This window comes from Mesorhizobium sp. CA12, from assembly GCF_020165255.1.
Taxonomy (GTDB): Bacteria; Pseudomonadota; Alphaproteobacteria; order Rhizobiales; family Rhizobiaceae; genus Mesorhizobium.
On sequence record NZ_JAIUHT010000007.1, the window covers coordinates 258,204 to 281,355 of the forward strand.

Annotated in this window: 26 protein-coding genes; 11 read left to right on the top strand and 15 right to left on the bottom strand. The window is 63.7% G+C overall.

The genetic code is table 11. The features are described from left to right. Positions 1-182 precede the first annotated feature (182 nt). Positions 183-614 carry an iron response transcriptional regulator IrrA gene (gene irrA, locus LB520_RS14595; protein ID WP_095766194.1) on the top strand — a complete coding sequence of 144 codons (432 nt, stop codon included), beginning with the start codon at positions 183-185 and terminating at the stop codon, positions 612-614. Positions 615-620: 6 nt separating this feature from the next. Beyond that, complete coding sequence (locus tag LB520_RS14600) at positions 621-1,004, top strand: DUF4260 domain-containing protein (protein WP_224637973.1); 384 nt, start codon at positions 621-623, stop codon at positions 1,002-1,004. Positions 1,005-1,144: 140 nt separating this feature from the next. Here LB520_RS14600 and LB520_RS14605 read toward each other — a convergent pair whose 3' ends face one another. Next, positions 1,145-1,702 carry an SH3 domain-containing protein gene (locus LB520_RS14605; RefSeq protein ID WP_095765950.1) on the bottom strand — a complete coding sequence of 186 codons (558 nt, stop codon included), beginning with the start codon at positions 1,700-1,702 and terminating at the stop codon, positions 1,145-1,147. Between the two features lie 270 nt (positions 1,703-1,972). Between LB520_RS14605 and LB520_RS14610 the strand changes: the two genes are divergently transcribed. Beyond that, complete coding sequence (locus LB520_RS14610; RefSeq protein WP_140546041.1) at positions 1,973-2,974, top strand: 2-hydroxyacid dehydrogenase; 1,002 nt, start codon at positions 1,973-1,975, stop codon at positions 2,972-2,974. 7 nt (positions 2,975-2,981) lie between these two features. On the opposite strand, the gene LB520_RS14615 is transcribed toward LB520_RS14610, so the two are convergent. The 6 genes from LB520_RS14615 to dnaN form a co-directional block, all read right to left on the bottom strand. Then, positions 2,982-3,395 carry an aconitase X swivel domain-containing protein gene (locus LB520_RS14615; protein WP_224637945.1) on the bottom strand — a complete coding sequence of 138 codons (414 nt, stop codon included), beginning with the start codon at positions 3,393-3,395 and terminating at the stop codon, positions 2,982-2,984. Beyond that, positions 3,392-4,645, bottom strand: coding sequence for an aconitase X (locus LB520_RS14620; RefSeq protein WP_224637946.1), 1,254 nt, complete (start codon positions 4,643-4,645; stop codon positions 3,392-3,394). Before LB520_RS14620 ends, LB520_RS14615 begins: the two co-directional genes overlap by 4 nt. Next, positions 4,642-5,130 (bottom strand): GNAT family N-acetyltransferase, encoded by a 489-nt coding sequence (locus tag LB520_RS14625; RefSeq protein WP_224637947.1) that lies wholly within the window; start codon positions 5,128-5,130, stop codon positions 4,642-4,644. The genes LB520_RS14620 and LB520_RS14625 overlap by 4 nt, the downstream gene beginning before the upstream one ends. A 4-nt stretch (positions 5,131-5,134) precedes the next feature. Continuing rightward, entirely contained in the window at positions 5,135-5,890 is a 756-nt protein-coding gene (locus tag LB520_RS14630; protein ID WP_224637948.1) for a molybdopterin-synthase adenylyltransferase MoeB, read from the bottom strand. 91 nt (positions 5,891-5,981) lie between these two features. After that, on the bottom strand, positions 5,982-7,142 hold the full coding sequence (recF, locus tag LB520_RS14635; protein ID WP_224637949.1) for a DNA replication/repair protein RecF: 1,161 nt from the start codon (positions 7,140-7,142) through the stop codon (positions 5,982-5,984). A 140-nt stretch (positions 7,143-7,282) separates the two neighbouring features. Beyond that, complete coding sequence (gene dnaN / locus LB520_RS14640; RefSeq protein ID WP_095765942.1) at positions 7,283-8,401, bottom strand: DNA polymerase III subunit beta; 1,119 nt, start codon at positions 8,399-8,401, stop codon at positions 7,283-7,285. Between dnaN and LB520_RS14645 the strand changes: the two genes are divergently transcribed. Continuing rightward, positions 8,400-8,618, top strand: coding sequence for a hypothetical protein (locus LB520_RS14645; RefSeq protein WP_224602952.1), 219 nt, complete (start codon positions 8,400-8,402; stop codon positions 8,616-8,618). The two genes, dnaN and LB520_RS14645, sit on opposite strands and share 2 nt — an antisense overlap. Here LB520_RS14645 and dnaA read toward each other — a convergent pair. From dnaA to LB520_RS14670, 5 genes are all read right to left on the bottom strand, one after another. Next, a complete protein-coding gene (gene dnaA, locus LB520_RS14650; RefSeq protein WP_095765941.1) occupies positions 8,602-10,149 on the bottom strand; it encodes a chromosomal replication initiator protein DnaA in 1,548 nt (515 codons plus the stop codon). The two genes, LB520_RS14645 and dnaA, sit on opposite strands and share 17 nt — an antisense overlap. Before the next feature lie 844 nt (positions 10,150-10,993). Continuing rightward, on the bottom strand, positions 10,994-11,260 hold the full coding sequence (rpsT, locus tag LB520_RS14655) for a 30S ribosomal protein S20 (protein WP_095765940.1): 267 nt from the start codon (positions 11,258-11,260) through the stop codon (positions 10,994-10,996). Positions 11,261-11,454: 194 nt separating this feature from the next. Next, positions 11,455-12,228: an enoyl-CoA hydratase gene (locus LB520_RS14660; RefSeq protein ID WP_224637950.1), complete on the bottom strand. Its 774-nt coding sequence runs from the start codon at positions 12,226-12,228 to the stop codon at positions 11,455-11,457. Between the two features lie 46 nt (positions 12,229-12,274). Beyond that, on the bottom strand, positions 12,275-13,165 hold the full coding sequence (mutM, locus tag LB520_RS14665; protein ID WP_224637951.1) for a bifunctional DNA-formamidopyrimidine glycosylase/DNA-(apurinic or apyrimidinic site) lyase: 891 nt from the start codon (positions 13,163-13,165) through the stop codon (positions 12,275-12,277). Beyond that, positions 13,158-14,396, bottom strand: coding sequence for a phosphopentomutase (locus LB520_RS14670; RefSeq protein WP_224637952.1), 1,239 nt, complete (start codon positions 14,394-14,396; stop codon positions 13,158-13,160). Before LB520_RS14670 ends, mutM begins: the two co-directional genes overlap by 8 nt. A gap of 175 nt (positions 14,397-14,571) precedes the next feature. Here LB520_RS14670 and LB520_RS14675 point away from each other — a divergent pair, with 175 nt between their 5' ends. Further along, positions 14,572-15,468 (top strand): phosphate/phosphite/phosphonate ABC transporter substrate-binding protein, encoded by an 897-nt coding sequence (locus tag LB520_RS14675; protein ID WP_224637953.1) that lies wholly within the window; start codon positions 14,572-14,574, stop codon positions 15,466-15,468. A gap of 3 nt (positions 15,469-15,471) precedes the next feature. Here LB520_RS14675 and LB520_RS14680 read toward each other — a convergent pair whose 3' ends face one another. From LB520_RS14680 to LB520_RS14690, 3 genes are all read right to left on the bottom strand, one after another. Further along, positions 15,472-16,089, bottom strand: coding sequence for a TadE/TadG family type IV pilus assembly protein (locus tag LB520_RS14680; RefSeq protein ID WP_224637954.1), 618 nt, complete (start codon positions 16,087-16,089; stop codon positions 15,472-15,474). 37 nt (positions 16,090-16,126) lie between these two features. Continuing rightward, complete coding sequence (locus LB520_RS14685; protein WP_224637974.1) at positions 16,127-16,690, bottom strand: TadE/TadG family type IV pilus assembly protein; 564 nt, start codon at positions 16,688-16,690, stop codon at positions 16,127-16,129. Between the two features lie 170 nt (positions 16,691-16,860). Beyond that, positions 16,861-17,283: a pilus assembly protein N-terminal domain-containing protein gene (locus tag LB520_RS14690; protein WP_095765934.1), complete on the bottom strand. Its 423-nt coding sequence runs from the start codon at positions 17,281-17,283 to the stop codon at positions 16,861-16,863. Positions 17,284-17,628: 345 nt separating this feature from the next. On the opposite strand from LB520_RS14690, the gene LB520_RS14695 reads away from it, so the two are divergent. From LB520_RS14695 to LB520_RS14720, 6 genes are all read left to right on the top strand, one after another. Continuing rightward, the gene (locus tag LB520_RS14695) at positions 17,629-17,808 is read left to right on the top strand and encodes a Flp family type IVb pilin (RefSeq protein ID WP_095765933.1); all 180 of its coding nucleotides are present in this window, start codon (positions 17,629-17,631) and stop codon (positions 17,806-17,808) included. 157 nt (positions 17,809-17,965) lie between these two features. After that, positions 17,966-18,484 carry a prepilin peptidase gene (locus LB520_RS14700; RefSeq protein ID WP_095765932.1) on the top strand — a complete coding sequence of 173 codons (519 nt, stop codon included), beginning with the start codon at positions 17,966-17,968 and terminating at the stop codon, positions 18,482-18,484. 221 nt (positions 18,485-18,705) lie between these two features. Further along, the gene (gene cpaB / locus LB520_RS14705; protein WP_224523395.1) at positions 18,706-19,518 is read left to right on the top strand and encodes a Flp pilus assembly protein CpaB; all 813 of its coding nucleotides are present in this window, start codon (positions 18,706-18,708) and stop codon (positions 19,516-19,518) included. Beyond that, a complete protein-coding gene (locus tag LB520_RS14710) occupies positions 19,515-21,050 on the top strand; it encodes a type II and III secretion system protein family protein (RefSeq protein ID WP_224603029.1) in 1,536 nt (511 codons plus the stop codon). Before cpaB ends, LB520_RS14710 begins: the two co-directional genes overlap by 4 nt. 14 nt (positions 21,051-21,064) lie before the next feature. Continuing rightward, a complete protein-coding gene (locus LB520_RS14715; RefSeq protein ID WP_224523399.1) occupies positions 21,065-21,796 on the top strand; it encodes a CpaD family pilus assembly protein in 732 nt (243 codons plus the stop codon). A gap of 45 nt (positions 21,797-21,841) precedes the next feature. Then, on the top strand, positions 21,842-23,125 hold the full coding sequence (locus LB520_RS14720; RefSeq protein ID WP_176476963.1) for a CpaE family protein: 1,284 nt from the start codon (positions 21,842-21,844) through the stop codon (positions 23,123-23,125). The last annotated feature ends 27 nt before the right edge of the window (positions 23,126-23,152 follow it).

The window sequence follows — 23,152 nt, forward strand, 5'->3', positions numbered from 1 at the left end:
CTGTTTGCGGCCGGAAACCGGCGTTTGCGCTTAACCCGTGCGCCTGCCCGGGTCAATGCGCGCTATTGATCGCATTCGGACTACAGAATATATGTCGGCTGATGTCCGGTTTTGGCTTTTGACGTCTTTTTGCCATTCTGGACCTGTTGGTGGGCTGGGCAGCAAAGCTTCGACGCGAAGAGATGGATTCGGGCTACAGGAAGGAAAATGTCGCTGTGGACAAGCGGGTTCGCGAAGCCGGCCTGAGGCCGACGCGCCAGCGCATTGCGCTGGCCGACCTGCTTTTCGCCAAGGGCGACCGCCACCTTTCGGCCGAGGAACTGCACGAAGAGGCGATCGCCGCCGGCGTGCCGGTTTCGCTGGCGACGGTCTATAACGCGCTCCACCAGTTCACCCAGGCCGGACTGCTGCGCATCCTGGCGGTCGAAGGTTCGAAAACCTATTTCGACACCAACACCTCCGACCACCATCACTTCTACGTCGAGGGCGAGAACCGGATTTTCGATATCGAAAGCGGACCGGTGACCGTCTCCAACCTGCCGGCGCCTCCGGAAGGCATGGAGATCGCCAATGTCGACATCGTCGTGAGGCTTCGCCCGAAGCGCGGCAACTGATCCGTGGTGACGCGGCCCGTCGATTGGATTGTCCGGTTTGAATGGATCACCGTCGCCGCGTTGGCTATCGTTTGCTATGCAATCTCCGGCTTTTCCTGGTGGCTGTTTGCGCTGCTCATCCTCGCGCCGGACCTGTCGATTATGGGCTACCTCGCCGGGCCAAGCGTCGGCGCCGTCACCTACAACGCCTTGCATATCCTGATCGCCCCGCTCGTTCTGCTGCTTGCGGGCGCGTTGCTCGCCGGCCCGATCACCACCGCCGTGGCGCTGATCTGGATCGCGCACATCGCCATCGACCGTGCCCTCGGCTACGGGCTCAAGCTGCCTACCGGTTTTCAGGATACGCATCTCGGCCGCACCGGCCGCCAGCAGGACGGTGTGTCCAGTTAGGCTGTGTTGAGATTCAGGTCAGGCCGAGTCGAGAATGGCGGTTTTCGAGAACCGGAGCGGAGCGTACTTAAAGTACGTGAGCACCGGAAGCGCAGAAAGCCGGCATTCGCAGACCGGCCTCACCTGAATATCGACACAGCCTAGTTCTTGACCTTCTCGCCGGGATAGGCGCCCCACACCTGCGACTGCGCCATCCAGCCGGTATGGCCGTCGAAGGTCATCTCGCACCATTGACCGTCGCATTTCTTGATCGAGCCGATCACGCCCGGCTCGATGATGGCGATGACACCCGCATCCTTATCGGGCTCGTCGAGAAGGTTGATTCGCCCGCCCTTGCCGCGCTGCCAGGGCGCAACGATCGCGGTGCGGCGGCCGGAGAGCAGCGACTGGTTGATCCAGCCTTCCGAGCCGTCGGCATCGCGCACGCGGCGCCATGTGTCGAATTCCTGGATGACTTCCATCGGCAGGCCGGCCTTCAGATACATCCAGTTGACGGAATAATTGGCGCCGGGGCCGACGCGCGAGTTGACCCGGGCCGGCTTGAGGCTGACGAAACGCGGCAGCGGCAGCCCGCTCGGGCCAAGCGTTATGGTTTGCGCCGGCGCGGCCGCGCTTTGCGCGAATGCCTGCGGCGCGCAAAGCAGGGCGCCAAGAATGGCTGCACTGAAGGCCAGGCGAAGCGACGCGAAACCAGACACTTTCGTTCCTTTCGGCGCCGGTCCGTGCGGATGAGCGCCCCTTTTTCTTTGTCTTCGGCGGCACCGCTTGTTACAGGAGTGGACTGATGCCGCGACTGGCTGCAAGTTTCGCCGGTCTTGGTTAAAGAGGTCTCAACGAGATCGGTTTCGAGAGCATGATCCCGAAAAGTGGGAACCGGTTTTCGGAAAAGATCATGCTCCTACAAAGAGTAGGATCAGGATGACGATTCGACGAAACGTCATCCTGATCGAAGAAGCTTCGGGGATAAAATGGCAGGCAAAAAACGGCCCCTCGTCGTCATCACGCGCAAGCTGCCCGATCCGGTCGAAACGCGTATGCGCGAGCTGTTCGACGCGAGGCTGAATGTCGAGGACCGGCCGATGACGCAGCCGGAGCTGGTCGCGGCGGTCAAGGAAGCCGATGTGCTGGTCCCCACCATCACCGACCATATCGATGCCGCGCTCATCGCCCAGGCCGGCGAGAACCTCAAGCTGATCGCGAATTTCGGCAACGGCGTCGACAAGATCGACGTCGCGGCGGCCGCCAAGAAAGGCATCACCGTCACCAACACGCCGAACGTGCTCACCGAAGACACCGCCGACATGACCATGGCGCTGATGCTCGCCGTGCCGCGCAGGCTGGCCGAAGGCGCCAATGTGCTGACGGGTGACAAGAAATGGGCCGGCTGGTCGCCGACCTGGATGCTCGGCCGGCGCATCTGGGGCAAACGTCTCGGCATCGTCGGCATGGGCCGCATCGGCACGGCGGTCGCCAGGCGGGCCAAGGCCTTCGGCCTGTCGATCCACTATCACAACCGGCACCGCGTGCTGCCGGCGGTCGAGGAGGAACTGGAGGCGACCTACTGGGAAAGCCTCGACCAGATGCTGGCCCGCATGGACATCATCTCGGTCAATTGCCCATCGACGCCGGCGACGTTCCACCTTTTGTCCGGCCGTCGGCTCGCGCTGATGCAGCCTTCGGCCTACCTCGTCAACACCGCGCGCGGCGATATCATCGACGAGGAATCGCTGATCAAGCTCATCCACGACGGCAAGATCGCCGGCGCCGGCCTCGACGTCTACGAGCATGAGCCGGCGCTGAACAGCAAGCTGTTGAAGCTCGCCGCCAAGGGCAAGGTGGTGCTTTTGCCACATATGGGCTCGGCCACGCTCGAGGGCCGCATCGACATGGGCGAGAAGGTGATCATCAACATCCGCGCCTTCTTCGATGGCCACCGTCCGCCGGATCGTGTCCTGCCGCTCAGGACCTGAAAAAGCTTTAGACGGCGGCGGTCACTGCGCCGTCCGAAGCGACCGTGACGGCGGCTCCGCGGTAGCTGTCGAACGCGCCGCGTTCGAGCCTCACCGCCATCGGCGTTTCCCAGCCCATTTCCCGGGCTACGATCAGGCCGAGCAGCAGGATGGCGTCCGGCTCGTGCAGCACCAGGGCGGCCGGTGCGCGGCCGTTGTGGACGAGCTCCATCAGCACCGCCGAAGCGGATGACGAGCCGATCGTGCCCGGCAGGAACAGAACCCGGCCGGCGATGACTTCGCCATGTTGCGGGTGGCGAACGTCGGCGATACGCCCGGTCCTGAGGTCGACGCCGCCCCAGAAGCTGATCGGCGCCGTCAGCACCAGCGCGTCGCCTTCGCCCGCCTTGCCCGGCACCAGGATTTCGGCCCTCGCGCTCATGCCGCGATATCCGTGAAGACCGGCTTGCCGAGGACCGCGCTTTCGACGCAGTCGGCGAGCGAGGCGTAGAGCACCGCATAGCCGGTGTTGCCCGGCGCGTAATGCGCGAACTTGCCCGAATTGGTCATCAAAACGCCGCCGGCAAGGTCCGGCATGATCGGCGTCACCACCACGCAGGTGTCGGCGACGACAATGACGCCGCTGGCTTCAAGCCGCTTCCGCCGGCCGTTCTGCTCCAGCAGGGCAAGCGCATGGCGGCCGGTGCAGGCGTAGATCGGCACCGCGAGCCGCCGTCCGGCGATCAGCCGCTCCAGGTAGTCGAACTCCGCGTGCGACAGATGCGGGCTGCCGATCGCCACCGCATCGATGGTCTTGGTCGCGGCCGCGGTCGACAGGCCGGCACGGGCCGTCGCCACCATGGCGGGCGTCACGCGGATCACCGCTTCCGGCTCTGGCCCGGCCAGAATGGCTTCGGCGTCTGGAGCCTCGGGCGTCACGCCGGCAATGTGGAACAGGCCGACCGCGCCGGACGATGCGGCCGCCGCGCCGAAGGCTTTCAGCGCGTCTTCGCCGGGATTATCCGTCACGCCGGTGACGACGGCGATGGCGTTGCCCACCTCGCGGCCATAGAGGCTGCCCAGCACCGGCCAGGCGATCTCCGAGGCAAGGAAGGACGGCGACAGGCCCGAGACATCGAAAATGAGCCGCGCGCGGCGGTTCTCCGCCCGATGCAGGCCGTAGTCAGGCGCTCTGGCAGTGATAGCGCAGGCAATGTCCAGGAAATCGCCATAGCGGTTGGTGCGCGCGCCCAGCACCGAATTGCAGAAGACGACCGCGTTGGACTCCCCCCAGGCGACATCGCTGCCGAGCGCGGGCCTGTGTCCGGCCTGGTAGGGGGCGCAGGTCCAGCTCTGCTCGCAGCCCAGCTTGCGATAGGCCTCCATCATCCGCCGTGCCATGCCGCGCTGCGGCTCCTCGAGGCGGATGCGCGAGCAGCCCATCAGGTCGAGCGCCCCGACATTGAGCGTCGAGCGCACCGCGACCTTCGCACCGCCTTCGATCAGTCTTTCAGCGAACAGCGTGCCGGAATCGCCGTGGTAAAGCGCGCCGTCGATATGGGTGGAGGCGATCGGGATGAGCCGAGGCGCGCCGAGCAGCCGGGCGCTTTCGGCGACGATGCGCATCGCCATGCCCGCGCCGTCCCGGCCGGCGGCGATCGCCCGTTCTTCCGGGCTGAGGACCAGGCTCAAGACAGCACCTTGCGCATGGTGATGGAGGTCGGCCTGTCATAGCCCGCATGCGCCGTGCGCTCGGTCTCGCGGAAGCCGAGCTGGGTGAAGGCTGCATGGTTTGCGGTCAGTTCGATACGGGTCTGAAGCTCGATGGCGTCCATGCCGCGCTTGCGGGCAAGATCCTCCGCCGCCCGCATCAGCCGGGTTCCGATGCCTTGGCCCTGCAGCCGTGGCTCGACCGCGAGCTTGCCAACATAGAAGTCCCGCGCCCGTTCCAGGGCGAAGACGCAGCCGACGATGCGGCCGTTCTCGACGGCCAGAAACCCCGTCTCCCGCTTCGCCTTCGCGGCAAGCGCCTCGGCGGTCAAAAGATGCGCCGAGGAGGGCGGGTCGATGACGCCGTCCATATAGGCGAAGGCGCGCCGGATCAGCGCGAGCAGGTCGTCCCACCGATCGAAATCCGCTGGAAGGCCGGTTATGGAGATGCCGACGTTCTGGTCCATGCGCTCAGACGGCCTTGTAGCGGATAGTGTCGAAGCGGGCCGTGAGCCCGTCATAGAGCAGCAGCCGGCCGATCAGCGGCTCGCCTATGCCAGCGATCAGCTTGATCGCCTCCATCGCCTCCAGCGTGCCGATGACGCCCGTCAGCGCGCCGACGATGCCGGCGACGGCGCAGGACGGCACCAGCCCTTCGGTCGGGGCTTCCGGAAACAGGTCGCGATAGCTTGGATTGCGCTTGCCGTCGGCGCCAGCCTCGAACGGCTTCAGCACCGTCACCGAGCCGTCGAAGCGCCCGACGGCCGCCGTGACGAGGGGTTTCTTCTCGCCCGCGCAGGCATCGGCGACGGCGTAGCGCGTTTCAAAATTGTCGGAGCCGTCGACGACGATATCGTAGCGGGCGACGAGGGCAGGGGCATTCTCCTCCGTCAACCTCAGGCGGTGCGATTCCACCGTGACGTTGGGATTGATGCGCATGATCGCTTCCCGTGCGCTGTCGGTCTTGGCCATGCCGACCCTGTCGCTGCCATGGATCACCTGCCGTTGCAGGTTGGACAAGGAGACGGTGTCGTCATCGACGACGCCGAGCGTGCCGACGCCGGCGGCGGCAAGATATTCGAGCACCGGCGCGCCGAGCCCGCCGGCACCGATCACCAGCACCCGTGCCCGTTTCAGCTTCTGCTGGCCCGGCCCGCCGATCTCCGGCAGCACGATATGGCGAGCGTAGCGTTCGAGCTCTTCGTCGGTGAGGGCGGCGTCGGTCATGGCTGGACCATATCGCCGTGGCGAGGCCTTGTCAGTAAGCGCAAGGCGCGGCCTTGTCGCATATACGCAGGTGCAGAACTCGCTTCAAAGGTCAGCCGGTCGGCTCGACGTTGCCGTGCTCGACGGTCAGGAACTGCGCGCGGCCGGCAAGGCTGGAGAATAGGGCGGCATCGGTGCCGGTCATGAAGGCCTGACAGTTCAGCTCTTCCAGGATGGAAAACAGCGCCGCGCGCCGGCCCGCGTCGAGATGCGCGGCGATCTCGTCCAGCAGAAGGATCGGCGTCAGGCCCGACATCTCGCCGGTCAGCCTGGCATGCGACAGCACGATGCCGACCAGCAGCGCCTTCTGCTCGCCGGTCGAACAAAGCTCGGCCGGCATCGACTTCGGCCGGTGCCGCACCACGAGATCGGAGCGATGCGGGCCGTCCAGCGTGCGGCCGGCGGCACGATCGCGCTCGCGGCCATTGGCAAGCGCGCGGCGGAAGCGCTCCTCGACATCGACGGCCGGCGCGGCGGCGACCTCGCTCTCCAGGTCGCCGGCAAGGCTGATGTCAGCCTGCGGAAACGGTCCGCTGCCAGGCAATCTGTCGATCATGGCGGCAAGCAGCCTTATCAGCTCGGCCCGCGCCGCGGCGATCGCCACCCCGGTCTCGGCCATCTGCGTCTCGATCGCGTCGAACCAGGCGCCGTCGCGGGAGCCTTCGGTAAGCAGGCGGTTACGGCCGCGCATGGCTTTCTCATAGTCGAGCGCGCGCTGGCCATGCCCGGGATCGATCGCCAGCACCAGCCGGTCGAGGAAGCGGCGGCGGTCCGCCGCCGGCCCTGGAAACAGCCCGTCCATCGCCGGCGTCAGCCACACGACCCGCAGCCATTCCAGCATATCCTCCGCCGATCGCGCCGGCGCGCCGTTGATCCGTACCTTCCTGCCGCCTTCGCCGGCGGCGTCTCCGCCGGAAATTCCGGTGCCGATCTCGACCTGGCCTCCCGGCCCCTCAATGCGCGCATGCAAGGCGAAGCCGCCATCGCCGCCTTCGCGCGCCACATCGCCATAGGGCGCGCGGCGCAGGCCGCGGCCGGGCGTCAGGAACGAGATCGCTTCCAAGAGATTGGTCTTGCCGGCGCCATTGTCGCCTGACAGCACCACCGCGCCGGGCGCGAGCTCGAGCGACAGCGTCGCGTAATTGCGAAAATTCGTAAGTATAAGCTTACTTACATAGCTCTGCTGCCGAAGCTGTTTCGCATCCGAGTTCACGGCGACACATCAGGTCCGTCAGAGCAATTCCAGGAAAAGTGCACAGCGGTTTTCCGTCCGGAATTGCGAAAGACAAAGGCGCAATTCCAGGAAAAGTGCACAGCGGTTTTCCGTCCGGAATTGCGTCAAGGTGACTGAGCCTAGACCCGCATTGGCATCAGCACGTAGAGCGCGGTCTCGTCGGCCATGTCGTGGATCAGCGTCGGCGAGCCGGCATCGGCCAGCATGAATTTCGCCTCCGTGCCGGTGAGCTGGGCCGCGACGTCGAGCAGATATTTGGCGTTGAAGCCGATCTCGATCGGGTCCGACGAGTAGTCGGCCGCCAGTTCCTCGGTGGCGCTGCCCGAATCCGGATTGTTGACTGCGAGCGTCACCTGGCCGTCATTGATCGAAAGCTTCACCGCCCGGCCGCGTTCGGAGGAAATGGTCGAAACGCGGTCCACCGCCGCAGCGAAGCTCTGCCGGTCGATGATCAGCTTCTTGTCGTTGCCGGTCGGAATGACGCGCTGATAATCGGGGAAGGTGCCGTCGATCAGCTTCGAGGTCAAAACGACGCTGCCGATGGTAAAGCGGATCTTGGTGTCCGACAGCTCCGTGGTCACCGCCACGTCGGGATCGTCGACCAGCTTCTGCAGCTCGCTCACCGTCTTGCGCGGAATGATGATGCCGGGCATGCCTTCGGAGCCTGCCGGCGCGTCGATCTCGGCCCGCGCCAGGCGGTGCCCGTCGGTCGCCACCGAGCGCAGCTTCAATTTGCCGCCGACCTCATGCGTGTGCAGGAAGATGCCGTTGAGATAATAGCGCGTCTCTTCGGTGGAGATGGCGAATTGCGTCTTGTCGATCAGCCCTTTGAGCGCCGCCGATTCCAGCCGGAAGATATGCGAGAACGAACCGGCCGAAAGCTCCGGGAAGTCGGATTGCGGCAGGCACTGCAGGCGGAAGCTCGAACGACCGGAGGTGACGGTCATCGCGTTGCCGTCCTCGTCCGTCTTCAGCATCACCTCCGCGCCGTCGGAAAGCTTGCGCACGATGTCGTAGAGCAGATGCGCCGGCACCGTCGTCGCGCCGCCGCGCTCGACTTTGGCGGGCGTTGCCTCCGTCACTTCGAGGTCGAGGTCGGTCGCCTTCATCTCGAGGCTGGCGCCCTCGGCGCTGAGCAGCACGTTGGACAGGATCGGTATGGTGTTGCGCCGCTCGACCACGCGGTGGACGTGGTTGAGGGACTTCAAGAGATTTGACCGTTCCAGGATAACACGCATGACGAAACAGGCTCGCTTCAAGAATGAACAGGTCACCGGCAGGCGGCATCCCGTGAAAGCTCTGAAAGGCTTTCAGAATCTCCGTAAGCTGACAGTAAAAAGCCTGCAAACGCAAGCCCGCGGCGCCGGTTCCGACCGGCGGCGCGGGCTTTCTGGGGATAAAGCCGGCGAAGCGTGCCGCCGGCTGTTTGTGCGCTCCTTCAGGCCTGGTCGTTGATCAGCCTTCTGAGCAGTTCCAGTTCCTGCGCCAGCGTGTTGTCCCCGCCCGAAAGGTCCTCGATCTTGCGCACGGCATGCAGCACGGTCGTGTGGTCGCGGCCGCCGAACCGCCGCCCGATCTCCGGCAATGAGCGCGGTGTCATCACTTTCGACAGATACATCGCAACTTGCCGCGGCTTGACGATCGTGCGCGTGCGCCGATTGGACAGAAGCTCGGTCTTCGACACGTTGTAGTGGCGCGCCACGATGCGCTGGATGTCCTCGATGCGCACCCGCTTCGGCTCGCCGGAGCGGTAGATGTGGCCGAGGATCTCGTCGATGCGGTCGATAGTGATCTGCGGCTCGAAGGACTGGCGGAACAGAAGCTGGTTGAAGGCGCCTTCGAGCTCGCGCCCGCTGCCGGTCACCGTGCGCGCGACATGCTCCAGGATCTCGTCCGAGATGTCGAGCGAGGTGTCATCGGTCTTGGTGCTGGCGCGGCGCAGTTTCAGCATGCCGAGCCGCATGGCGAAATCCGGCGCCGACATCTCCAGCGCCACGCCGCCATTGAGGCGCGAACGCACGCGCGGCTCCAGCGATTCCAGTTCCGAGGGCGGACGGTCGGCCGCGACCACCACCTGCTTGGCGCTGTCGAGCAGCATGTTGATGAGATGGCAGAATTCGTGCTGGATCGACTTGCCCTGCAAGAACTGCATGTCGTCGATGATCAAGAGATCGATATCGCGCAGCTGCTCCTTCAGCGTCAGCGCGTTGTTGTCGCGGATCGCGGTGGCAAAGCGCCACATGAAATATTCCGCCGTCAGGTAGACGACGCGCGACTTCGGGTTTTGCCGCAGCGATTCCGCGGCGATCGCTTGCAGGAGGTGCGTCTTGCCGAGCCCAACGGTCGCGTGCAGGAAAAGCGGGTTGAAACGTACCGCGCTGGACTGCGATTCCGCCACCGCCCTGGCCGCTGCAAAGGCCACCCTGTTCGACGGCCCTTCGATGAAGGAGGAGAATGTGTAACGCGGGTCAAGCGGCGACCCCAGCACATTGTGGCGGAACTCCGGTTCCGCTGACACGCCCTGGCGGGGCGCCGGCGCCCGTTGCTCCACACGCCCGGCGCTCGCGGTGCCGTTGGCAAGCGCGGTATGCGTCTGCTTGGTCATCTTGCGCGCCGGCGCGATCTCGGGCTCGACAGGATTGCGCCCCTGGCGCGTTGCGGTGCGCACGACGATCTCGATCTTGAGGACGTCGGCATCCTCATGCCGCCACAGCTCCGCGATAAGCTCGAGGTAATGGCCGTTGATCCAGGACCGCAGGAAGGCTGTAGGCACGGAGATGCGAACGACGCCGCGGGAAGCCTCGGCGACCTTCATGCGACCGAACCAGCTCGAATAGACCTCGGCTCCAAGACGCGCCTTCAGCTGGGCCTTGACCCGTTCGAACTTCTGTTCCGCGTCGCTGGATACCGCCACGTCGCCCCCTCCGACAAAAGTTGCTGGAAATGGGAGCTCGCCCGCTATCTCCCTTTCAATGCCGCTCTGCATGATCAAAGTCCCTTTGTCTTCTCGTACCCTTTTTCCGCCGGGGATGCGCCTCCTGCATCCTTGGTCCGGCGACCCTCATTCAGCCGCGATGCCATTGCCGCCGCCGGCAACAATCGTCGCAACTCGCGCAAGGGACCAGCTGCCGGCTCCGCACGCCGGCCACCGACAAAGACAAGTCAATACCTCACCCTCCGGCGAAAACGCCGGCGAGACATCGACTGCCATGTACAATTACGCCAGTCCCCTACCCGCACCGAAGAGACAAACCAAGCCGTACGCGGAATTGCTCCACGTCATGAATTCCGCCATTTTGTGCTGGCCGATTCAGGCTGGGTCAGGGGCTAGAGCCCGTCCCTTCGATGGATGGACATTACCGAAATCGCTGTGGATAGGGCAAGGCCACATCTAACGGTTTTTTAACGAATCTGGTTACCGGACGGGGCTTGAAATCGGGAGCTGCGCCGGCACGTTTTGACAAAGCCATTGTGATTCAAACCCTTTTCCGGCGAATATGAAAAAGGCGGCCCGAAACGAAATAATCTGAAATAATTGTCTTGACAGCTACTTCTCCCCCGCCGCTCGACCTTGAGCTGAACAAGCTGTGGACGACCGGCTGTAAGCCTTTGAAAAAACTTTGGATTTTTTGCCAGGCAAATTTAGGCAGTTGCCGCGGGGAGGGCGTTCCGCTGTCAGCGGCGTTGAATATGCCGGCAAAACATTACTGGCGTTGGAATCACGTCACAAGCGTTGCTCACGAGCAATTTTTTTAAGTACTTGCCGGCAAACGAAAAAAACCCGGTCTATGCGACCGGGTTCAACATCGATGGAGTAAGGACTAAGTCGGTCAGGCCGACAGCGTCTTGACCCGCTGGGCCAGCCGCGAAACCTTGCGGGAAGCCGTGTTCTTATGAACGACGCCCTTGGTGGCGGCGCGCATCAATTCAGGCTCCGCCGCCTTGAAGGCTGCCACCGCCGCGGCCTTGTCGCCGGCGGCCAGCGCCTCTTCGACCTGGCGCACATAGGTGCGGACACGCGAGCGACGGTTCTTGTTGATCGCCGCGCGGCGGGCGATCTTGCGCGTTGCCTTTTTGGCCGAAGACGTGTTGGCCATGATGCCTCTCTTCCGATCTGGTGGGCGCCAGCGGGTGCCGCAGGGCGCAAAAAACAAACGGGCAGCCACAGGCCGCCTCGGTTGGTGCGGCTTATAGTTCAGCTTTTCCGGCGCGTCAACGCCACTTGGCGGTCTTTTTGGAGACTGAAAGCGCGTCACGTCATGACCCGCCTTCAGTCATTCAGCATCATGCTCTAGCGGTTGGTGAAATTCGGCTTCCGCTTCTCCACAAACGCGGCCATGCCTTCCTTCTGATCGTCGAGCGCGAACAGCGAATGGAACAGGCGGCGCTCGAAGCGCAGCCCTTCGGCGAGCGTCGTCTCGTAGGCGCGGTTGACGACCTCCTTGGTCATCATGACCGACGGCAGCGAGAACTCGGCGATCTTGGCCGCCGCCTTCAGCGCCTCCTCGGCGAGCTCGGCGACCGGCACCACCCGCGAGACCAGTCCGCTGCGCTCGGCTTCGGCGGCGTCCATCATCCGCCCGGTCAGGCACATGTCCATCGCTTTCGACTTGCCGACGAATCGGGTCAGCCGCTGCGAGCCGCCCATGCCCGGCATGACGCCGAGCGTGATTTCGGGCTGGCCGAACTTGGCGTTGTCGCCGGCGATGATGAAATCGCACATCATGGCCAATTCGCAGCCGCCGCCGAGCGCATAGCCCGCGACCGCCGCGATGATGGGCTTGCGCGTGCGCGTGAATTCCTCCCAGCCGACGAAGAAGTCCTGCGTGTAGGCGTCGGCGAAGGACATCGCCTGCATTTCCTTGATGTCGGCGCCGGCGGCAAACGCCTTCTCCGACCCTGTAAGCACCATCGCGCCGATCTCGGGATCGGCATCGAACGCGCTCGCCGCCGCCACGACCTCCGCAAGGACCTGCGAATTCAGTGCATTGAGCGCCTTGGGCCGGTTCAGCGTGATCAGCCCGACCTTGCCGCGTGTTTCCACGATAACGGTTTCATAGGCCATGGTTCGCTTCCTTCCGCGGCAGTGGGACGATCGATACGTTCCTAGCTTACCGCTGACAGGTCCGGCAATAGAAGGTCGAGCGGCCGCTTTGCACGATGCGCTCGATGTGGCCGCGGCAGCCCGGCTTCGGGCATGGTTCCCCCTCGCGATCGTAGACTGCGAAGGAATGCTGGAAATAGCCGAGCGATCCGTCGGCCTGGACATAGTCGCGCAGCGAGGAGCCGCCGGCGGCGATCGCATCGGCGATGACCGAGCGGATCGCTTCGGCAAGGCGCGCGCTTTGCTCTTCCGCCTTCTTGGCCGACCCGGCGATGGTGCTGGCTTCGCGCAGCGGCGAGAGGCCGGCGCGCCACAAGGCCTCAGCCACGTATATGTTGCCGAGTCCGGCGATCAGCCGCTGGTCGAGCAGCGCTGCCTTGAGCGGCGATCTGCGACCCTTCAACAGCGAGGCGAGCAGGGGACCGTCGAGCGCGTTGCCAGTTGGCTCGATGCCGAGCCCCGCCAGCATCGGATGCGTGTCAGGCGCTCCTTCGGCAAACAGCATGAAGCCGAAGCGGCGCGGGTCGTTGAAGATGACGCGGGAGCGCTCGTCACTCGGAGAGACGACGTCGAACACGACATGGTCGTGCGCCGCGCTTTTCGGTCGCTCGTGGTGGAAGGCGCCGGGGACGTCGCTGCTTTCCGCGGCTTCGATCCGGAACGACCCCGACATGCCGAGATGGCAGATGAGAACCGGACCGTTTTCGATATGCATCATCAGGTATTTGGCGCGCCGGCCAAGCGCCGTCACGGTCTTGCCGGCAAGCCGTTCCGAAAAGCGTTCGGGGAAAGGAAAGCGAAGGTCGGGCCTGCGCGCCTTGACCTTGACGAGCCGCGCCCCTTCCAGGACCGGCTGCAGCCCGCGCCGGACGGTCTCGACTTCGGGCAGCTCAGGCATGGCCGCCTATCATCGCAAGGAACGATGTTCCGTGGCGACCGGCAGCCAGGCCGAGGTGGTCCGCGACGGTTTCGCCGATATCGGCGAAGGTCGGCCTGAGCCCGATGTCGCCGCCCGTCAGTCCCGGCCCGATACCGATCACCGGAATGCGTTCGCGCGTATGGTCGGTGCCGCGCCAGGTCGGATCGTTGCCATGATCGGCCGTGAGGATGAGCAGGTCGCCAGGCCTTATCCGCGACAGCGCCTCCGGCAGTCGGCGGTCGAACGCTTCGAGCGCTCCGGCATAGCCGGCGACGTCGCGCCGGTGACCGAACTCGGTATCGAAATCGACAAAATTGGCAAAAACCAGGTCGCCGTCGCCGGCATCGTCCATCGCGCTGAGCGCCTTGTCGAACATTGCCATGTTGCCGCCGGCCTTGCGCACTTCCGAAATGCCGCGATGAGCGAAGATATCGCCGATCTTGCCGACGGCGATGACCCTGCTGCCGCGCCCGGTCAGCCGGTCGAGCAGGGTCGGCTCCGGCGGCGGCACCGCATAATCGCGGCGATTGTGGGTGCGCTGGAACGTGGCCGGCGTCTCGCCCACGAATGGCCGAGCGATCACCCGCCCGATCTTGAGCGGCTCGACCAGCCGACGCACCGTGAGGCAAAGCTCATAAAGCCGCTCCAGGCCGAAATGCGTCTCATGCGCGGCGATCTGCAGCACGGAATCGACCGACGTGTAGCAGATCGGCTTGCCGGTGCGGATATGCTCTTCGCCGAGCCGCTCGATGATCTCGGTTCCGGGTGCATGGCAGTTGCCGAGGATACCCGGCAGCTTGCCCTCGCGGATGATGGCGTCGGTCAGTTCGGCCGGAAAGGCGGGCACCGTATCGGGGAAATAGCCCCAGTCGAAACGCACCGGCAGGCCGGCGATCTCCCAGTGGCCGGAGGGCGTGTCCTTGCCGCTCGACACTTCCTGTGCGGCTCCATGAAAGGCCGAGGCGACCGGCGGCGCGTCGATATCGGTTTTCAGTCCCGTCGCGGTTTGCGCCGCCCGGCCAAGTCCGAGCGACATCATGTTGGGCACGGCGAGCGGCCCTTTGCGCAAACCTTGCCGATCTGCACGACCATCGGCGCAAGCCTGAAAAATATGCCTGAACGTGTCGGCGCCGTTATCGCCATAGCGTTCGGCGTCGGCCGCGCCGCCGATGCCGAAAGAATCGAGAACGAACAGGAACGCGCGCGCCATGGGTATCTTTATTGTGAGCCTTGATCGCCAGACATAAGGTTCCCCGGCGGCGTTGGCAAATCGGAAACCAAACCGCAACGGCTTGGCGCTATAGTTGCGGCGAGGCGCGGATGCGGGCGGGAGCGTGGCAGGTATGGCAAGGCGCGGCAAAACCGCGACAAGGCAAGCCGTGAAGATGTGCGCGGCCGCTCTCGCGGCCTTAGGTGCCGCCTTCTCGCCGGCACGCGCCGACTGGCGTGGCGACATCGGCACGTTCCGCATCGGCATCGTTGCCGAACCAGGCGGCGGCAACACCGTCCCGGGGCTCGCGCGCCTGACCGACGCCTATGCCAATGCGCTCGGCATGAAGGTCGAGTTCGTCGTTGCGCGCGACTACGCGGCGCTGATCGAGGCGCAGGCGAGCGGGCGCGTGCAATATGCGATCTATTCCGCTCTCGCCTATGCCACGGCCTCGGAGCGCTGCGGCTGCGTCGAGCCGCTGGTGGCGCCGGTCGATACCGACGGCGCCGTCGGCATTCGTTCCGTCCTGGTGACGCGCGATGGCCGGCTTGCGGACCTTGCCGCCATGGCTTCGCACCGGATCGCGATAGCGCCGGCCGAAAACGTCGGCGGCGCGCTGCTGCCGCTGACGGCGCTGCCGGCTGAAGGCGTCAACATCACCCGGGGTTCGTCCTTCCTGGCGCGCGCCGCTTCAGCCACTGCGGCCGAGACGATGCTCGCCGGCGGCGAAGCGGACGCCCTGTTCGGCTGGGAACCGGCCGATGCCGACGGCCGATCCACCCGTTCCGGGGGCACCGTCGCGCGGCTGGAGGCTGCCGGCGTCCCAGAGGCGTCGCTTCGGGTGTTGTGGACCTCGGGCCTCTTGCGCTACGGGCCGCACGCCGTCCGCAACGATATCGATCCCGAGGCAAAGCGCCGGCTGACGGTCTTCCTGACCAATCTCAAGTCCCAGACGCCCGACATATATGATCTGCTGGAGGCCGCGCATACCGGTGGCTTTGTGCCGGCGGCGTCCAAGGACTACGCTATGGCCACGGCCATTGTGCGGCAGGCGTCCGACGGCCGGGACTGACCGTCAGCAGTCGCTGCAGGGGATCGTTGGGCTCCGGCGAGGCCGGAGATAATAAGTCTCGCTCATATTTATGTGGCTGAAGGTCGACAACAGTCCAAGCGCCTTCTGCTGGTTGTTGTTCTCGCTCCAGGCGATGACGGGCACATAGCCGAGGTCGCTTTCCACGCGGACCAGGAAAGTGTTGCGGATTTTCAGCGTCGAAGGGACGGTCGTGGTGTCGCCGGGACTGGCATCGACGCTGTAGGTGTTGCCCACCAGCTTGCGCGACCACGCCACCTTCACTGTCGGCGACGCCTCGTCGGAGATCTGTATGCCCGTGATGATGATCGTTGGACTTGAGCGATTGTAGGGCCGAAGCGTCGATATGCCGATCTTCATCATTGCATCGACGTTAGCCTTCACGACGGCCTGCTGCTGCGTGACGAGGTCCGCAACCATGCTGCCGATGCGGCTGACCTTCTTGCCGGTCTCGATGGCCTGCGAGGCCTCCATCGTGATGAAATACATGATCAGGAGCACCGGCACGATGAACGCGAACTCGATCGCCGCGATGCCGCGGCGATCGCGGCAAAACCGCTTCACCTTCGCCGAAATGCCCCGGAGTGCCCCCGCACTATGCATATAGTCCTCCACGCCGCGGCTTAGCCGTCGAGCAGTCTCAATTGTCGTCGAACGGTTCGTTCTGCCAGGTCACCGATGCGAAATGCAGCGTTTTCTTGTCCTTCAGATTTGCCATCGACTGGGCCAGGAAATCGGTCATCACCGGCCATTTGTAGAACACCCGCAGCATGTTGATGGACTCTGCCAATCCGGGCGAGACGGTTGGGGTCGTCGAGTTCGTCCCCTGTGTAAGCACGATGTCTCCATCCACGATCTTGAAGCCTGCCGTGGCGGCGTCGGCGAAACTCGGATATTCGCGCAGATCGACCAGCAATCCCGGGCAGTCCTTGGCCACCATGATCTCAAGCCTGCTGCAGATCAGCTGCTTGATGGAGGCTTCGGTGACGTTCGACTTCTGCAACTGCCCGGTCCGCAGCTGGCGGGCCACGTCGTCGGTGACGTTGGCCATCACCTCCTGGCCGGCGAAAGAAATGCAGCTCTCGAGGATGGCGAAGACGAGAAGCGCGAACGGGATGGCCAGCATCGCGAATTCCATCGCCGTGCTGCCGCGCCTGTCGCTGAAGAAGCCGGGGCGGACTCTGACCCGCGCCCTGTTGTCCATGCCGTTGCCGGGTGTGGCATCCTTGCTCATATTGCGTTCCTGCCGATCCCCTTTGCGGTACCGGCGGCAAGGTTAGCGATAACCCATTGAGTTCCGGTTTTGATGATCGTTAAATTCGTCGGGCAAGCTTTAAGCCGTCTTTAATGCCCGTAGGTTCGCCCTCTCAGAACTCAGTGCCCGGCGCTCATTTCGGCTTCGGAAGTTTTCTCGGCCTCGCTCTTGAATGCGCTCTCGCAATAGGGCGTGCAGGACATGGTCTGGACTTCTGCGCGTCGGTAGATGCGCACCGAGGAGGCGGCTTGTCGCACGACGGTCACCTGTTCGTCGATGATCGGGCTGCCTTCCGAATCGAGCACGACCAGATTGGTGACACCGAAGCCCTTGCCGGTGAGAACGATGGTCGAGGCGTCCTGCACGGAGGCGTCGGCGATTGCCGGATTGCCGATGACGACCGTATCGGCCCCGCGTGACAATTTGACGATCTTGGCCTGGTTCATGGTGACTTCTATACCCGCGCCGGCGCTGGCCGGCATGACCAAGGCAGCAGTTGCCAGCAGCGCGGCGACTGGAAACAGCGATCTCGACAAGGTCATTGAAGCGCTCCCGGCAGGCAGATTCTTCAACGGAACATGAACGAGATTGGTGAAGTAACGGTTAAACCGGGCCCGCCATGATTAAGGATCGCCTGCATGATGCGCCATGCGTCCATGGCGCTTACTGTTTTAGGAATATTGCACAAGCGCCGGTTTCTCGGGAACTCGGACCTCTGGCGATGTTTAGGCCACGGTTAACCACGCAGTGCGTTCGCCATCGGAAAGGAATCGGTAAGGCTGTTTATTAAGCCGATCGAAACGGCTTCTCCCTAGATTTGCGCCATCCGATCAACCCGGAAGAGAAGTTGACGGTAGTGCTGTAACACGTGGAGTAGGAGCTCTCGAATGTCTAATCTCATCGCACGTTTCGTGAAGGACGAATCCGGCGCGACCGCCATCGAATACGGTCTGATCGCCGCTCTCATCGCGCTTGCCATCATGGTTGGTGCTACCCAGCTCGGCGGCGCGCTGAACGCCAAGTTCGCCAACATCGCCGCCACCCTCAACGGCGCCACTGCTCCGTAATAAGGCTGCGTATCGCGCCTTTTCGACAGAAAGAAAAAGGGCCGCCGGCTGGCGGCCCTTTTTTATGCAGTCGGCCGATTTGATCGTCCGGCCTCATCGATCGTTAATCCAGCGCGCCTAGGATGACGCTGAAACATGCCACAGGCAGGCCGCATCCATGCTTGAAGCCGTGATCTTCGTCGTTTTTCCTTTCTGCATGCTGTTTGCTGCGATCTCGGACACGCTGTCGATGACGATCGCCAACCGCGTTCCCGTGCTGTTGGTGGCGACATTCGCGCTTGTTGCGCCGCTCGCCGGTATGGACTGGGCAACCTATGGCTGGCATTTCGCCGCCGGCGCCCTTGTGCTTGCCACGACCTTCGGCCTTTTTGCGCTCGGCGGCATGGGCGGCGGCGACGCCAAGCTTCTGGCCGCGACCGCTCTGTGGATGGGCCTCAACATCAACCTGGTCGGCTATCTGGTGACGTCGGCTTTCATCGGCGGCCTGCTTACCCTCGCAATCCTTGCCTACCGGAAATCGCCGCTCGTCACGTACACCGGTCACAGCCGATTTCTGCGCCATTTCGCGGACGAGAATGTTGGCATCCCATATGGCATCGCGCTTGGCGCCGGCGGACTGATCACTTTCCCGGATTCGCCGCTGATGGTCTGGGCGCTGGAGAGGCTCACGACATAGGCCCGGCGATCTCGATGTCGGCAATCCCAGTGGCCGCCTTTTATCAGAATCGGAAGGCGGCCACGGCCGCTTTTTCTGTTAACGGCGCACCGTTCAATCCAATTTGAGTAAACCTTAAATTAATCACGATCGTAAGCATTACATTAACCTTGTTTTGACGATTGCAGCTGCAAAGTCCGGCCTGGCGAGGTGGTTGCCATGAGGCGAAGGGTTTCGGACGAATGCCAGCATCCCGATTGATTATTCTGGGCGTGGCTGCGGTCGCGGCGGGTGGCGCGGGCTACGTGGCGAAGAACATGGTCGTAGCGCCGCCGCCTCAGGTCATTGTCGATGCGCCCAAGCAGCCGGCGATCGCATTGCAGGACGTGCTGGTGCTTTCCGGTGACGTGTCAATGGGCAGCCAGCTCGGCAACAACATCAGCTGGGAAGAATGGCCGGCCGATGGCGTTAACGCCAATTTCATCACGCGCGCCGCCGAGCCTGACGCGATCGAAAAGCTCAAGGGCTCGGTCGCCCGCGTAGCCATGTATACCGGCGAGCCGTTGCGGCGCTCCAAGCTGGTCGGCGAGGGGCAGAGCTTCATGTCGTCGATCCTGCCTTCCGGCATGCGCGCCGTCGCCACCGCGATATCGGCCGACACGTCCGCCGGCGGGTTCATCCTGCCCAACGACTTCGTCGACGTCATCATGACCCGCCGCGCCGACACCGGCAACGGCGGCAGCGGGTTCAACACCGAGACGATCCTCAAGAACATCCGCGTGCTGGCCATCGACCAGACCATCCAGGAAGACGAGGAAGGTAAGAAGACCAGGGTCGGCCAGACCGCGACGCTGGAGCTGACGCCGCAGCAGGCGGAGATCATCACGGTGGCGCAGCAGATGGCCGACCGCCTGACGCTGGCGCTGCGCCCGATCACCGACATCCATGAAAAGAATACGGGCGAGGCCGACTATCTGGTCAACGGCAACGGCCGACGCGGAACCGTGCGGCTGATCAAGTCCGGCGAGGTTTCCGAGGTGGGAGCAAGGAAATGAGGCTGAACGGTAAACTGCTGCCCTTCCTGGCCGCCGCGGCGATCGCTATTTTCCTGCTCGGCGCCGGCGCCCCGGGAACGGTCGAAGCCAAAGCCGCGGGCGCCGGCGTGTCGGCTTCCGTCGCCACGCAGCGCGTCAAGCTCGGCCTCAACAAATCCGTTGTCATCGACTTGCCGAGCGACGCCTATGATATCCTCGTCGCCAATCCGGCGGTTGCCGATGCCGTGACGCGCACCGCGCGGCGCATCTACCTGTTCGGCAAGACGGTCGGCGAGACCAACATCTTCGTCTTCGGCCCCAATGGCGAGCAGATCGTCAGCCTGGATCTGGCCGTCGAGCGCGACGTCGCAGGGCTGGAAGACTATCTCAAGCGCTTCATCCCGTCCTCGCAGATCAAGGTCGAGCTTCTCAATGACAACGTCGTCCTGACGGGCATGGTCGACACGCCGCTCGATTCCAAGCGTGCCGTCGACCTGGCCACCATCTTCGTGTCCGGCGGTGAAGCGACGACGGGCCAATATTCGCAGACCGCCGCCGGCGGCTCGGTCAATGGCGGCGTCGACATCAACAATCCCGACCAGGAGCGCCGGACCTCCAAGATCGTCAACCTCTTGCAGATCATCGGTGACGACCAGGTGACGCTCAAGGTGACCGTCGCCGAAGTCAGCCGCTCGGTGATGAAGCAGCTCGGCGTCAACATGTTTGGCAGCGGCGAGAGCAACGGCATCAGCTGGATGTCGACAGGCGACAACCCGATGGGGCTCGGCAAGCCCCTCAGCAATTCGGGATTTAACATCGGCTCGTCCTCGCTGCAGGCCTATGTCAACGCCATGGAACAGTCGGGGGTGATGAAGACGCTAGCCGAGCCGACTTTGACGGCAGTTTCAGGCGAGAAAGCCACGTTCAGGGTTGGCGGCGAGTATAATATTGTCTCCAGCCAGGCCATTACCGATCCTGACATCACCAAAGGCATTCCTGCGAAGCTGACGTACCAACTCGACAAGGTCGATTACGGCATCGGACTGGAATTTCAACCGGTCGTCCTGTCCGCCGGTCGCATCAGCCTGAAAGTCCGGACGGCGGTTTCCGAGCCGACGACAGAAGGCTCCGCCGCATTTTCGACCGGCTCAAAGAACGTTCCCGCCGCAAACATTCTCTCTATTCGCAAGCGTCTCGCCGACACCACCGTCGAGCTCCCTTCGGGCGGCTCGATGATGATCGCAGGCCTTGTCCGCGACGATGTTCGCCAGGCTATCAGCCAGTTCCCTGGCCTGGGCAAGATCCCCGTCCTCGGCACGCTGTTCCGCAGCCGGGATTTTGTGCGCAACGAGAGCGAGCTCATCATCATCATCACGCCCTATCTGACGCGGCCGGTGGCGCGCAACGATCTCGCCAAGCCGGACGACAACTTCAACGCGGCAAGCGACGGCGCCGGCATGTTCCTCGGCCGCGTCAACCGCGTCTACGGCACCATGCAGACCGACAGGCCGGCCGGCCGCTACCACGGTGTCGTGGGCTTCATCTACAAATGAGTGGGAATGCGGATATGTCCAAGTCAGCATCGAAGGTCATGACGGTCCGGACAGCATCCGGTATCGCAAGGATCGGTCGGCAGGTGGTCCCGGCATTGGCGGTCATGCTTGCCGCGTCGCTCGCAGGTTGCGCCAACCGCGACAGCGTAACCGTCGGGTCGATCCCGGACGACTACCGCACGACCCATCCGATCGTCATTGCCGAGAAGAACCAGAAGATCGACCTGCCGGTCGGCGCCGGTGATCGCGGCATGACCGGTGCGCAGCGCGATACGCTGCTCGGTTTTCTCGACCGCTACGACAAGAGCGCCGCGCCGGCGCTGACGATCGCGATGCCGGCCGGGTCCGCCAATGAGCTTGCCGCCCGGGCCGCCGGCCGCGATTTTGCCAGGCTCGCCATGGCGGCAGGCGTCAAGCGCAACCGTATCGTCATGACATCCTATCAGTCGGCGGTGCCGGAGGCGTCAGCGCCGGTGCGCGTCGCCTTCGTCGCGGTGAGGGCCCAGACCGACAAATGCGGGCGTTGGCCCGAGGACATCCTGGAGACGTCGCAGAACAAACACTACGCCGACTTCGGCTGCTCCTATCAGAACAACCTCGCGGCTCAAATCGCCAATCCCAACGATCTGATCGGGCCGCGCAAACAGTCCGACATCGACGCCGAAAATCGCGGCGCGGTGATCGATATCTATCGGAGCAGGGGCATCTCGGACGAGTTCCTCGCCAATTCGGAAGTAACTTACTGAGCTGCGCCGGACGACGAAGAAAGCAGTCACGGAAAGAGCATGACGATGAGCAATCTTGCCTACGACACGCCCGCGGAAACCGGCGACCTTTCGCAGCAGGACATCGCCGCCATGCAGGCGCTGCGCCCCGTGCCGCGCATTTCGATCCAGGCCTTTTGCGAGACCGAGGGGGTCGCCAACCCCGTCGAGCGCGCCGGCGAGGATCGCCGGATGGCCAAGGCCCATCTCAAGGTTCATATGGGCGGCATCCCGACCGCGATCGAATTCTACCAGTCCGCGCCGACACCGAACCTGATCCTGCTGGAATCACGCAGCGAACCGCAGCAGCTGCTTGAACAGCTCGGCCACCTCTCGGAATATTGTGATCCGTCCTCCAAGGTCGTGGTTATCGGCCACTACAACGATGTCGGGCTCTACCGCGAGCTGATCCGTTCGGGCATTTCCGAATATGTCATCGCGCCGGTCTCGATGACAGACATCGTCAGTGTCGTGTCGTCGATCTTCGTCGATCCGGATTCGGAGCCGATCGGCCGCTCGATCGCGTTCATCGGCGCCAAGGGCGGCGTCGGCTCCTCGACCATCGCTCACAATGTCGCTTGGGCGATGTCTTCCCTGTTCAAGTCCGAGGTCGTCATCGCCGATCTCGATCTCGCCTTCGGCACCGCCAACATCAATTTCGATCAGGATCCGGCGCAAGGCATCGCCGAGGCGGTGTTTTCACCGGAGCGGGTCGACGAGGTCTATCTGGACCGTCTGCTTGCGCAATGCGCCGAGCATCTGTCGTTGCTCGCGGCTCCCTCCACGCTCGAGCGCGTCTACGATTTCGAGTCCGAAGCCTTCGCGCAGATCATAGAGACAGCGCAGCGCAGCGCGCCTCTGCTTGTCCTCGATGTCCCGCACGTCTGGAGCGGGTGGACCAAGAGCACGCTGATCAAGGCGGACGAGATCGTCATCACGGCTACGCCAGAGCTCGCAAATCTTCGCAACACCAAGAACATGGTGGACATGCTGAAACGGCTGCGTCCGAACGATCCGCCGCCGAAGCTCATCATCAACCAGGCGGGCGTGCCGAAACGGCCCGAGATCGCGGCGTCCGATTTCGCCGAACCGCTCGGCATCACGCCGATGGCGGTGATCAACTTCGAACCGCTGCTGTTCGGCAATGCCGCCAACAACGGCCGCATGCTCTCCGAGATGGACGCCAAGAGCCCGGTCGTGACCACCATCAATGAAATAGCGCATGTGCTGACCGGACGCAGCGAAATCAAGACAAGGAAGAAAGCAGGCCTGGGCTCGATCCTCGGCAAGCTCTCGCGCAACAAGAAGTGACGCTGATTGAGCGGCATCGGGTAGTCG

Coding starts and splice junctions, on each gene's coding strand:
- irrA (WP_095766194.1), top strand. CDS start 183: ATGGATTCGGGCTACAGGAAGGAAAATGTCGCTGTGGACAAGCGGGTT.
- LB520_RS14610 (WP_140546041.1), top strand. CDS start 1,973: ATGGCAGGCAAAAAACGGCCCCTCGTCGTCATCACGCGCAAGCTGCCC.
- LB520_RS14615 (WP_224637945.1), bottom strand. CDS start 3,395: ATGAGCGCGAGGGCCGAAATCCTGGTGCCGGGCAAGGCGGGCGAAGGC.
- LB520_RS14625 (WP_224637947.1), bottom strand. CDS start 5,130: ATGGACCAGAACGTCGGCATCTCCATAACCGGCCTTCCAGCGGATTTC.
- LB520_RS14630 (WP_224637948.1), bottom strand. CDS start 5,890: ATGACCGACGCCGCCCTCACCGACGAAGAGCTCGAACGCTACGCTCGC.
- LB520_RS14645 (WP_224602952.1), top strand. CDS start 8,400: ATGACGAAACAGGCTCGCTTCAAGAATGAACAGGTCACCGGCAGGCGG.
- dnaN (WP_095765942.1), bottom strand. CDS start 8,401: ATGCGTGTTATCCTGGAACGGTCAAATCTCTTGAAGTCCCTCAACCAC.
- dnaA (WP_095765941.1), bottom strand. CDS start 10,149: ATGCAGAGCGGCATTGAAAGGGAGATAGCGGGCGAGCTCCCATTTCCA.
- rpsT (WP_095765940.1), bottom strand. CDS start 11,260: ATGGCCAACACGTCTTCGGCCAAAAAGGCAACGCGCAAGATCGCCCGC.
- LB520_RS14660 (WP_224637950.1), bottom strand. CDS start 12,228: ATGGCCTATGAAACCGTTATCGTGGAAACACGCGGCAAGGTCGGGCTG.
- mutM (WP_224637951.1), bottom strand. CDS start 13,165: ATGCCTGAGCTGCCCGAAGTCGAGACCGTCCGGCGCGGGCTGCAGCCG.
- LB520_RS14670 (WP_224637952.1), bottom strand. CDS start 14,396: ATGGCGCGCGCGTTCCTGTTCGTTCTCGATTCTTTCGGCATCGGCGGC.
- LB520_RS14675 (WP_224637953.1), top strand. CDS start 14,572: ATGTGCGCGGCCGCTCTCGCGGCCTTAGGTGCCGCCTTCTCGCCGGCA.
- LB520_RS14680 (WP_224637954.1), bottom strand. CDS start 16,089: ATGCATAGTGCGGGGGCACTCCGGGGCATTTCGGCGAAGGTGAAGCGG.
- LB520_RS14685 (WP_224637974.1), bottom strand. CDS start 16,690: ATGGACAACAGGGCGCGGGTCAGAGTCCGCCCCGGCTTCTTCAGCGAC.
- LB520_RS14690 (WP_095765934.1), bottom strand. CDS start 17,283: ATGACCTTGTCGAGATCGCTGTTTCCAGTCGCCGCGCTGCTGGCAACT.
- LB520_RS14695 (WP_095765933.1), top strand. CDS start 17,629: ATGTCTAATCTCATCGCACGTTTCGTGAAGGACGAATCCGGCGCGACC.
- LB520_RS14700 (WP_095765932.1), top strand. CDS start 17,966: ATGCTTGAAGCCGTGATCTTCGTCGTTTTTCCTTTCTGCATGCTGTTT.
- cpaB (WP_224523395.1), top strand. CDS start 18,706: ATGCCAGCATCCCGATTGATTATTCTGGGCGTGGCTGCGGTCGCGGCG.
- LB520_RS14710 (WP_224603029.1), top strand. CDS start 19,515: ATGAGGCTGAACGGTAAACTGCTGCCCTTCCTGGCCGCCGCGGCGATC.
- LB520_RS14715 (WP_224523399.1), top strand. CDS start 21,065: ATGTCCAAGTCAGCATCGAAGGTCATGACGGTCCGGACAGCATCCGGT.
- LB520_RS14720 (WP_176476963.1), top strand. CDS start 21,842: ATGAGCAATCTTGCCTACGACACGCCCGCGGAAACCGGCGACCTTTCG.